The sequence below is a fragment of the Xanthomonas sp. NCPPB 3582 genome (assembly GCF_041475735.2).
Lineage (GTDB): Bacteria > Pseudomonadota > Gammaproteobacteria > Xanthomonadales > Xanthomonadaceae > Xanthomonas > Xanthomonas codiaei.
Map to the genome: position 1 here is coordinate 2,459,170 of NZ_CM192968.1, position 9,028 is coordinate 2,468,197.

At 65.1% G+C, this 9,028-nt stretch carries 7 protein-coding genes, 3 tRNA genes and 1 other RNA gene; 9 read left to right on the forward strand and 2 right to left on the reverse strand.

Annotated features, from left to right (window positions below; translation table 11 throughout):
- Positions 1-14: 14 nt before the first annotated feature.
- Both ACCQ05_RS10475 and ACCQ05_RS10480 read right to left on the reverse strand, forming a co-directional pair.
- Positions 15-90: non-coding RNA, sX9 sRNA (locus tag ACCQ05_RS10475), on the reverse strand.
- 92 nt (positions 91-182) lie between these two features.
- Positions 183-2,309 (reverse strand): TonB-dependent siderophore receptor, encoded by a 2,127-nt coding sequence (locus ACCQ05_RS10480; RefSeq protein ID WP_372393724.1) that lies wholly within the window; start codon positions 2,307-2,309, stop codon positions 183-185.
- Positions 2,310-2,465: 156 nt separating this feature from the next.
- On the opposite strand from ACCQ05_RS10480, the gene kdsB reads away from it, so the two are divergent.
- From kdsB to ACCQ05_RS10525, 9 genes are all read left to right on the forward strand, one after another.
- A complete protein-coding gene (kdsB, locus tag ACCQ05_RS10485) occupies positions 2,466-3,227 on the forward strand; it encodes a 3-deoxy-manno-octulosonate cytidylyltransferase (RefSeq protein WP_228964383.1) in 762 nt (253 codons plus the stop codon).
- Positions 3,224-3,688: a low molecular weight protein-tyrosine-phosphatase gene (locus tag ACCQ05_RS10490; RefSeq protein ID WP_372393726.1), complete on the forward strand. Its 465-nt coding sequence runs from the start codon at positions 3,224-3,226 to the stop codon at positions 3,686-3,688. The genes kdsB and ACCQ05_RS10490 overlap by 4 nt, the downstream gene beginning before the upstream one ends.
- A gap of 23 nt (positions 3,689-3,711) precedes the next feature.
- Positions 3,712-5,130, forward strand: a complete 1,419-nt coding sequence (locus ACCQ05_RS10495; protein ID WP_167394656.1) for a hypothetical protein — start codon at positions 3,712-3,714, stop codon at positions 5,128-5,130.
- Positions 5,127-6,983: an excinuclease ABC subunit UvrC gene (gene uvrC, locus ACCQ05_RS10500; protein WP_372393728.1), complete on the forward strand. Its 1,857-nt coding sequence runs from the start codon at positions 5,127-5,129 to the stop codon at positions 6,981-6,983. The genes ACCQ05_RS10495 and uvrC overlap by 4 nt, the downstream gene beginning before the upstream one ends.
- Positions 6,983-7,615: a CDP-diacylglycerol--glycerol-3-phosphate 3-phosphatidyltransferase gene (gene pgsA / locus ACCQ05_RS10505; protein ID WP_104542216.1), complete on the forward strand. Its 633-nt coding sequence runs from the start codon at positions 6,983-6,985 to the stop codon at positions 7,613-7,615. The genes uvrC and pgsA overlap by 1 nt, the downstream gene beginning before the upstream one ends.
- A 36-nt stretch (positions 7,616-7,651) precedes the next feature.
- Positions 7,652-7,727, forward strand: a tRNA-Gly gene (locus ACCQ05_RS10510).
- Positions 7,728-7,793: 66 nt separating this feature from the next.
- Positions 7,794-7,867 (forward strand) — tRNA-Cys (locus ACCQ05_RS10515).
- A gap of 82 nt (positions 7,868-7,949) precedes the next feature.
- Positions 7,950-8,025, forward strand: a tRNA-Gly gene (locus ACCQ05_RS10520).
- A 15-nt stretch (positions 8,026-8,040) separates the two neighbouring features.
- A complete protein-coding gene (locus ACCQ05_RS10525; protein ID WP_372393730.1) occupies positions 8,041-8,466 on the forward strand; it encodes a hypothetical protein in 426 nt (141 codons plus the stop codon).
- The last annotated feature ends 562 nt before the right edge of the window (positions 8,467-9,028 follow it).

Here is a 9,028-nt window from a genome sequence, read left to right on the forward strand (position 1 = left end):
TGCCTTTTTAGAGCGGCTAACAAAACGTAGCGAGCGGTCGTCAGGTGGGTGCGGACGGCGCGGAGGAGCCGCAGTGTACGCGTGGTACATGCCGATTCCGAGCACCGACCGCGCCCGCCTGGCGGCCGCGCAGTCGTTTTGCTAGCTGCTCTTAGTGTTGGATTGGCAGTATGCGCGGCCGGTCAGAAGCGGTAATTCAGCGACAGCCACCAGTTGCGGCCCGGGCCCGCATAGCCCTGGTCCCAGTACAGGCTGTTGATGTAGGTGCGATCGGTGAGGTTGTTGATATTGAGTGTCGCGCTGAACTGCGGGGTGATCTCGTAGTTGGCCATCACCCCGACCAGCGCATAGCTTGGCTGCCGGATGATGCCAGGGCCGCTGTCCTGCACGCGGGTGATGGCTTCCTGCCAGCGCACGTTGGCGCCCAGCTTGAGTTGTTCGAGCCCTGGAACACGGTAGGTGGTCGCAAGCTTGGCCATGCGCCGCGGCACGTAGGTGCGCACGTTTTCGCCGTTGTCGCCCTGCAGGCTCAGCTGCGTGTAGCTCGCGCTCAACTGCCAGGAGTCGCCCAGTTGCCCGGCCACCTCGGCTTCGTAGCCGGTGGAGGTGGCGTCGATGCCCCGATAGACCAGCAATGCTCCCACGTTGCCATCGCCCTCTGCGGTGTTGTCCTGCTTGGCGCGGAACAGGGCGAATGCCGCGTTGATGCGGCCGTCCAGCCATTGCCCCTTGATGCCCAGTTCGGCGTTGTTGCCGGTGATGGGATCGAGCACGTTCAGATTGCGATCCAGCTCGGTCTGCGGATTGAAGATCTCCGCATAGCTGGCGTACAGCGCGTAATTCGGATCGAAGGCGTAGACCGCGCCCACGAAGGGGAGGGTCTGGTTGCTGTCGTAGCGGTGCTGCAGGCCGTAGTTGGTGCCGTTGCTCTCCACCTGGGTCTGGTTGACGCCGGTGATCACCTTCAGTCGATCGCCCAGACTCCAGCGCGCAGTGACATAGGCTGTGCGCCGTGTCATATCGAAAGCAGCGCCGTCGGTCCCTGCGTCGAACGGCGGCTTTGGATAACTGCCGGTCCAGTCTTCCAGGCGCGGCAGCGCGTTGCCGATGCCGCGTCCGTACAGCGACAACTGCTCTGTGTCGAGCGTGCCCCAGTTCACGCCAGCCACCAGGTCGTGGCGTCTGCCCCCGAGCGCGAAGGTGCCGGAGACATAGACATCGGCGAACTTCTGCGACTCGCTGCTCTCGTAGTACGAAGGGTAGGCGAACAGGCCAAGGCCGGTCTGGCGGTCGGGTTGGCCGTACACATAGAACAGGTCACCCTCGGTATCGAAGCGGCGATAGTTCAACGATCCCTTCAGCGACCAGTCGCCGCCGAGCGCCTGCTGCAGTTCCAGGAAAACGCGCTTGTCGGTGCTGCCCCAGTGGCTCCAGTCGGTGGAAGTGCTGGTCGAGCGATCGTAGCGTGCCTGGGTGCCGTCGCTGTAGTACAGCGGCAGCGCGCCCCACATGCCGCCCTGTGGTGCATTGTCCTGGTAGCTGGCGCCCACCGTCAGCAGCGTGCTGTCGGTCAGGTCCGCCTCCAGCACGCCGTAGAAGACCTTCTTGTCGATCGAATAGCGGTCCAGATAGCTGTCGCCTTCCTGCCAGGCGCCCACGGCGCGCCCGCGCACGCTGCCGGACTGGTTGAGCGGGCCGGAGACATCGGCGTCCACGCGGTAATTGGACCAGGAGCCGCCACTGAGCGTCACCGCGCCGGCCAGCGCATCGGTGGGGCGCTTGCGCACGAAATTGACCGTCGCCGATGGGTTGCCGGTGGACGACAGCAGGCCATTGGCACCGCGCAGCACATCGATGCGCTGATAGATCGCGGTGTCCACATCGCCGTCGGCCAGTCCGTTGGTGAACGGCAGCCCCAAGCCATCGACCTGGAAATTGAGGATGTCGAAGCCGCGCGCGGTGTAATAGGTACGATCGGTTTCGACCCGTTCGACATTGACGCCAGCGGCCAGCGCAAGCACGTCATTGGCGTTGTTGAGCGCGAAATCGTCCATCTGTTGACGCGAGATGGTGCTCACCGACTGCGGGGTCTCCAGCGGCGTGAGTGCCAGCCTAGTGGCGCTGTCGGTCTTGCGGAGGGTATAGCCATCGGTGCGCTCGGCCTGCACCTCCACGGTATCGAGCGTGCGCGCACGCTCGGCGGCATCCTCGGCCAATGCCAGGGAAGGGCTGGCCAGCACCGAGAGCAGTGCCACGGACAAGGGGCGCAGGGCCGGGTGGCGGCGTGTGGCGGCGGAATCGGGAGTCATGAGGATCGTTACACTGATGGAGTGGTCGCTGCGGCAACCGAGCGGTGAAACGGCCGGGCCGATCTGGCGAATACGAATTATTCTCAACAAAGCGAGCCAAAAGTGCAAACAGACTCTTCCAGCCCCACGGCGGCGCAGGACGCAGCAGGCATCGCGATGCCGTTCGTGGTGGCCGTGCCCGCGCGTTACGCCTCCACGCGGCTGCCGGGCAAGCCGCTGCGTCTCATCGGCGATCGCCCGATGATCCGTCACGTGGCCGAGCGCGCATTGCGGGCCGGCGCCGGTCAGGTCTGGGTCGCCACCGACGATGCACGTATCGCCGAGGCGATCGACGGGCTGCCTGGAGTGCACGTCGCCATGACCGGCCAGGCGCATGTCTCCGGTACCGACCGTCTGGCCGAATGCGCACGCATTGCCGGCTGGGATGCGGACACCTGCGTGGTCAACCTGCAGGGCGACGAACCGTTCGCGCCGGCGGCCGGCATTCGCGCGGTGGCCGAGTTGCTGCTGCAGTCCGGCGCCGACATGGCCACGCTGGCCGCGCAGGTCGACAGCGCGCACGAGCTGTTCGATCCCAATGTGGTGAAACTGGTCCGCACCGCTGGCGGCGATGCGCTGTATTTCAGTCGCGCGCCGATTCCCTGGCACCGCGACAGTTTCGCCAGCCAGCGCGAGCGCTTGCCGGAAGACGGCCAGTGGTTGCGCCACATCGGTATCTACGCTTATCGCGCCGGCTTCCTGCAGCGCTTTGCGGCGATGCCGCCGGGTCTGCTGGAGCGTATCGAATCGCTGGAACAGCTGCGCGCCCTGGAAGCCGGCCATCGCATCGCGGTGGCACTGACGCCGGAGCAGTTTCCGCCCGGTATCGATACGCCGGACGATCTGGCGCGCGCACAAGCACAGGTAGCGTCGGCATGAAGCTGCTGATCGTCTGCCTGGGCAATATCTGCCGCTCGCCGATGGGCGAGAGCGCCTTGCGCGCGCGACTGGATGAGGCCCGATTGTCGCGGCGTATCCAGGTCGACTCGGCCGGTACCGGCGGCTGGCATGCCGGCGAGCCGCCGGACCCGCGCGCCATCCGCTGCACGCGCGGCCACGCTGTCGATATCTCCCGCCTGCGCGCGCGGCAGGTGCTGCGCGAAGACTTCGAGCATTTCGATTGGCTGCTGTGCGCAGATACCGGCAACCTGCGCGATCTGCAGCGGCTGGCACCGGCGCCGCTGCGCGGCAAGGTCGCGCTGTGGTTGCCATGGGCCGGGGTGGACGCATGCGACGAGATCCCCGACCCGTACACCGGCGGCAGCCAGGATTTCGAGGATGTCTGGCAGCTGGTCGATACCGCCGCGCGCCAGACCGTGGCCAGACTCACCCGCGACTAATCACGCTTGGGCATAATCACTGCATGACTGCCCAGCTCACCCAGGAACTGCCGGAATTTCCTACCTGGCTCAACGCCAGGCCCTCCACCTTGCAGGAGCATCGCGGCCGTGCGCTGGTGCTGGCGTTCGTCAACGCCAGCTCGGTGTGGTGCGCCGAGCGCCTGGCCGAGCTGGCGCAGTGGCAGGCGCGCAGCCCCGGGCGCCTGCAGGTGATCGTGGTGCAGGTGCCGCGCTTCGACAGCGAACGCCTGCCGCAGCGCTCGCTCAAGCAACTGCGCGGGCACGGCGTCAGCGCGCCGATCCTGCTCGACAACCAGTGGGAAACTTGGCGCCGGTTCGGCATCGAATCCTGGCCGACGCTGGTGTTGCTGGATGCGCATGGCCGCGAGCGCCAGCGGCTGGTCGGCGTCACCGGCGATCTGGACAAGGCCTTGGCCGCCCTGTGCGAAGGCCAGCAGCAACCGTCCGACGCCGACCTGCAGGGCGTGCCGGAGCGCGACCCCGAGCCGCGCCTGGCATTGCGGTTTCCGACCGGGTTGGCTGCCACCGAGGACCGGCTGTACGTCGCCGACACCGGGCACCATCGTGTGCTCGAATGCACGCACAGCGGGCGCGTCTTGCGGCAGTTCGGACACGGCAATGCCGATCTCATCGACGGCCGCATCGGCGAAGCCGCCTTCCGCCGCCCGCAGGGCCTGGCGCTGGAGCGGGATCAGTTGTACGTCGCCGACACCGGCAACCATGCACTGCGCCGCATCAACCTGGGCAGCGGGCAAGTAGACACCTTGTGCGGCACGGGTCGCGCAGGCGATCCGGTGGAAGGTCCGCTGGCCTTCGCTGGCGCGTCCGCACTCAATTACCCGCAAGGGCTGGCGGTGGCCGACAACCAGGTCTTGATCGCCATGGCCGGCGACAATCGCATCTGGAGCTACCACCTGGGGCGTGCGGCGCTGAGCGCACGCGCCGGCACCGGCGCGCTTGAATTGCGTGACGGCAGCGGGCACCTGGCAGCGTTCGCGCAGCCGGCAGGCCTGGCAGCAGTCCAGCAGGTGGCCTACGTCTGCGACGGGCTGGGCTCGTCGATCCGCACCATGCAGCTGCGTGGCGATCTGGTGCAGACCCTGGTCGGCGGGCAGGGCATCTGGCAGTTCGGCGATCAGGATGGCCCGCGCGGCACCGCGCAGCTGCAGTTTCCGCAAGCCATCGCGCTGGCAGCCGATTCGCCGTTGCTATGGATCGCCGATACCGGCAATGGCCGCCTGCGTTGCCTGCGCCTGGGTGGCGGCGAACTGACCACGGTGGAGCTGCCACGGCGGCTGCATGGCCCGGCCGGGCTGGCGGTCGCGGCGGGCGCTGTGTGGATTGCCGAAACCGACGCCCACGCCGTCCTGCGCTACGACCTGGCCAGCGGCGCATTGAGCGATGTTGCGATAGACGAATGAACGCAAGGCCCAAAGTCGATTTCGATGGGAAGGCGTTTGCGGCGCAACTGAGTACCGCGCCCGGCGTGTACCGCATGTACGCGGCCGACGACACGCTGCTGTACGTCGGCAAGGCCGGCGCCCTGCGCAAGCGCGTGGGCAGCTATTTCAACGGCACGCCGAAGAATGCACGGCTGACCTCGATGCTGTCGCAGGTCGCGCGCATGGACGTCACCGTGACCCGCAGCGAAGCCGAGGCGCTGTTGCTGGAAAACCAGCTGATCAAGTCGCTGTCGCCGCGCTACAACGTGTCCTTGCGTGACGACAAGAGCTATCCCTATGTATTGCTGACGCGCGAGGACTGGCCGCGGATTGCGCTGCACCGCGGCCCGCGTGCGGTGCAGGGGCGCTATTTCGGCCCGTATACGGGCGTGACCGGCGTGCGCGAAACGCTGAGCCTGATGCACAAGCTGTTCAAGCTGCGCAGCTGCGAAGACAGCGTGTTCCGCAATCGCTCGCGGCCCTGCCTGCAGTACCAGATCGGCCGCTGCAGCGGTCCGTGCGTGGACCTGGTTGCGGCGCCCGACTACGCCGAATCGGTGCGTCGCGCCACCATGTTCCTCGAAGGCAAGAGCGACCAGCTCGGCGAGGAGATCATGCAGTCGATGCAGCAGGCCAGCGAAGCGCTCGAATTCGAGCGTGCCGCCCGCCTGCGCGATCTGTTGTCCTCGTTGCGCAGCATGCAGAACCGCCAGTATGTCGACGGCCGCGCCGCCGATCTGGACGTGCTGGCCTGCGCCACGCAATCCAGCCAGGCCTGCGTGTTGCTGCTCAGTTTCCGGGACGGCCGCAACCTGGGCACGCGCTCGTTCTTCCCCAAGACCAACGGCGAGGACAGCGCCGACGAGATCCTGGCTGCATTCGTCTCGCAGTACTACGCCGAACATTCGCCGCCACGCGAGATCCTGCTGGATCGCGAAATTCCCGATGCCGAGCTGATCGAAGCCGCGCTCAGCGCCGCTGCCGAACACAAGGTGGCGCTGAAGTGGAACGTGCGCGGCGAGCGCGCCGGCTATCTGCTGCTGGCCACGCGCAACGCGCAGCTGACCCTGGTCACCGAACTCACCAGTCAGAGCGCGCAGCACGCGCGCAGCGAGGCCTTGCGCGAAATGCTTGGCCTGGCCGAGCCGGTCAAGCGCGTGGAATGCTTCGACATCAGCCACACCATGGGCGAAGCCACGGTGGCCTCGTGCGTGGTCTTCGACGCCAGCGGTCCGGTGCGCGGGCAATACCGGCGCTTCAATATTTCCGGCATCACGCCGGGAGACGATTACGCGGCCATGCGCCAGGCGATCGAACGCCGCTTCCGCCGCGCGGTGGAAGAAAACGGCGTGCTGCCCGACGTGTTGCTGATCGACGGCGGCGCCGGCCAGTTGGCGCAGGCGCAGGCCGCGCTGGCCGACCTGGGCGTGGAGAACGTGCTGCTGGTCGGCGTGGCCAAGGGCGAGGAGCGCAGGGCAGGGCACGAGGCGCTGATCATGGCCGACGGACGCGAGCTTCGCCCGGGCGCCGCATCGCCGGCGCTGCAATTCATCCAGCAGGTGCGTGACGAAGCGCACCGCTTTGCGATCACCGGGCACCGCGGGCGTCGCCAGAAGGCGCGCATGACCAGCAAGCTCGAGGATATCCCCGGCATCGGGCCACGGCGCCGGGCCAGCCTGCTCAAGCATTTCGGTGGTCTGGTCGGTCTCAAGGCTGCCGGCGAAGCCGAGATCGCGCGCGTGGATGGGGTCAATGCCGCACTCGCCGCGCGAATCTACGCTAACCTGCACGGGCTGGCGCTTCCCGATGCGCCAGGCGAGTCGAGCCCGTAATGAAGTTGACCATCCCCACGTGGCTGACACTGCTGAGGATCGTGATGATCCCGGTGTTGGTCGTGGTGTTCTACCTGCCGTACACCTGGACGAATTTCGCATCCGCCGGCGTCTTCGCGCTGGCCGCCATCACCGACTGGCTGGATGGCTGGGTGGCGCGTCGCTATCACCAGTACTCTGCGTTCGGCGCCTTCCTCGATCCGGTGGCCGACAAGCTGATGGTGGCCGTGGCGCTTTTCCTGATCGTGCAGGGCCATCCCACACCGTGGATGGCGTTCTGGGCGGCGGTCATCGTCGGGCGCGAAATCGCCGTCTCCGCGCTGCGCGAATGGATGGCCGAGATCGGGCAGCGTGCCAAGGTGCGCGTGGCGGTGATCGGCAAGGTCAAGACCACCGCGCAGATGGTGGCCTTGCTCTGCCTGCTGTATTCGGTCACGCCGGGGCAGATGCCCACGCACGAAATCTGGCTGGGCAGCCTGATCTTCCGTGCCGGTTACTGGACGCTGGCGATCGCCGCGCTGCTGACGCTGTGGTCGGGATTCCAGTACCTGCAGGCGGCGTGGCCAAGCCTGCGCGCCGACGAAAAAGCGGCGATCAGCAACAAGTCGAAGAAAATCGAAAGCAACAGTTGACACCCATGCTGTTCGCTGTAGAATTTCGCCTCCCAAGCGGGAATAGCTCAGTTGGTAGAGCGCAACCTTGCCAAGGTTGAGGTCGCGAGTTCGAGTCTCGTTTCCCGCTCCAGTGTTAGACAAGGCCCCGTGTCGGGGTCTCGTTGTTTCAAGGCAGGATGCCTTGGGTGAGATGTTCGGCCTGGTGGTAGAGTGGTTATGCAGCGGACTGCAAATCCGCGTACGCCGGTTCAATTCCGGCCCAGGCCTCCACATCGCATGCGCAGTGTTTTCGCATCGGCAACGATGTCAGGGCTAGCGCAACGAAGTGACAAGCTGTACAATTTTGCTCCACGCGGGAATAGCTCAGTTGGTAGAGCGCAACCTTGCCAAGGTTGAGGTCGCGAGTTCGAGTCTCGTTTCCCGCTCCAAACAAGAACGTCCGGTTGCAAGATCAGACGATCACCGAAAGGGCCGCAAGGCCCTTTTTTGTTGCCCACGCAAAATGCGGCATGGCGATTCCGCTCGCAGCATCCTCGCATCTGCTGACGCTCCCGTACCCCATGCAGGCGGGGCAGAGTCGTCTCATCGCCCTGAGCTGCGCCATGATCGAATGTAAACCTTGGCAGACGATTGTGCTGGCCGGCGTGCTGGCCGTTGCACGCGGCAGATCTGGCAACCAGATCCTGTCCTGGCGACGTGCGCTCGATGTGCTGCGCAGATCTGCTGCGATTGCGCGAAGTCATCAGCCAGCGCGACTCGGCTTGTTTGCGTCGAGGCTCCCCCGGATCGATGCTGTAGCAGCTGTCGAGCGCGACCAGTCGAGTCGACGCAGGCATCCCAGCGACGGCCACGAGCAAGTCGCGCACTGAGTCGTTCGCCGACGGCGTGAGAGACGGTGGTGTTTACGGCGTCGCCGGTGCCGGCCTGGCAGGTCGTCAAGACGCCGTGCTGCATGCGCTTGCTCCGTGCAAGGCCGCCACGATCCAGATGCTGTGCGCTGTCCAAGGCTAGCCAGTCGAGAGAGGGCTGATATCCCAGCTTTGCTCTCGTCGGCCGATTTTCCGGAATTTCAAGGATGCTCAGCAGGTATCGCCTGTTATGTTTATACGATTAGATTTATTTCTTGTTTGAATCTATCTATTTCATTTTTATTGTGAAAATTCATTGTGATGATTATCACCTTGTATTTGTGTTTCGTCGCGCAGATTCATCAAAGAGGAAGATAATCTTCGCCCATCGATTGAAGGTCGTGGCTACCCACGATGACTCAATAAGAAATAACTTGGGCGATGGTGGTGATCGCACCGTAGATGTGGCCATAACAATGCTATGAATGACGTTATGGAGCGAGCCTGGGAGGGCCTGAACCAAGAAGTCGAAAATAGCCAGCGCTGTATGCGCTTTGGGCTTGACCAGCAATGTTCTAAGCAG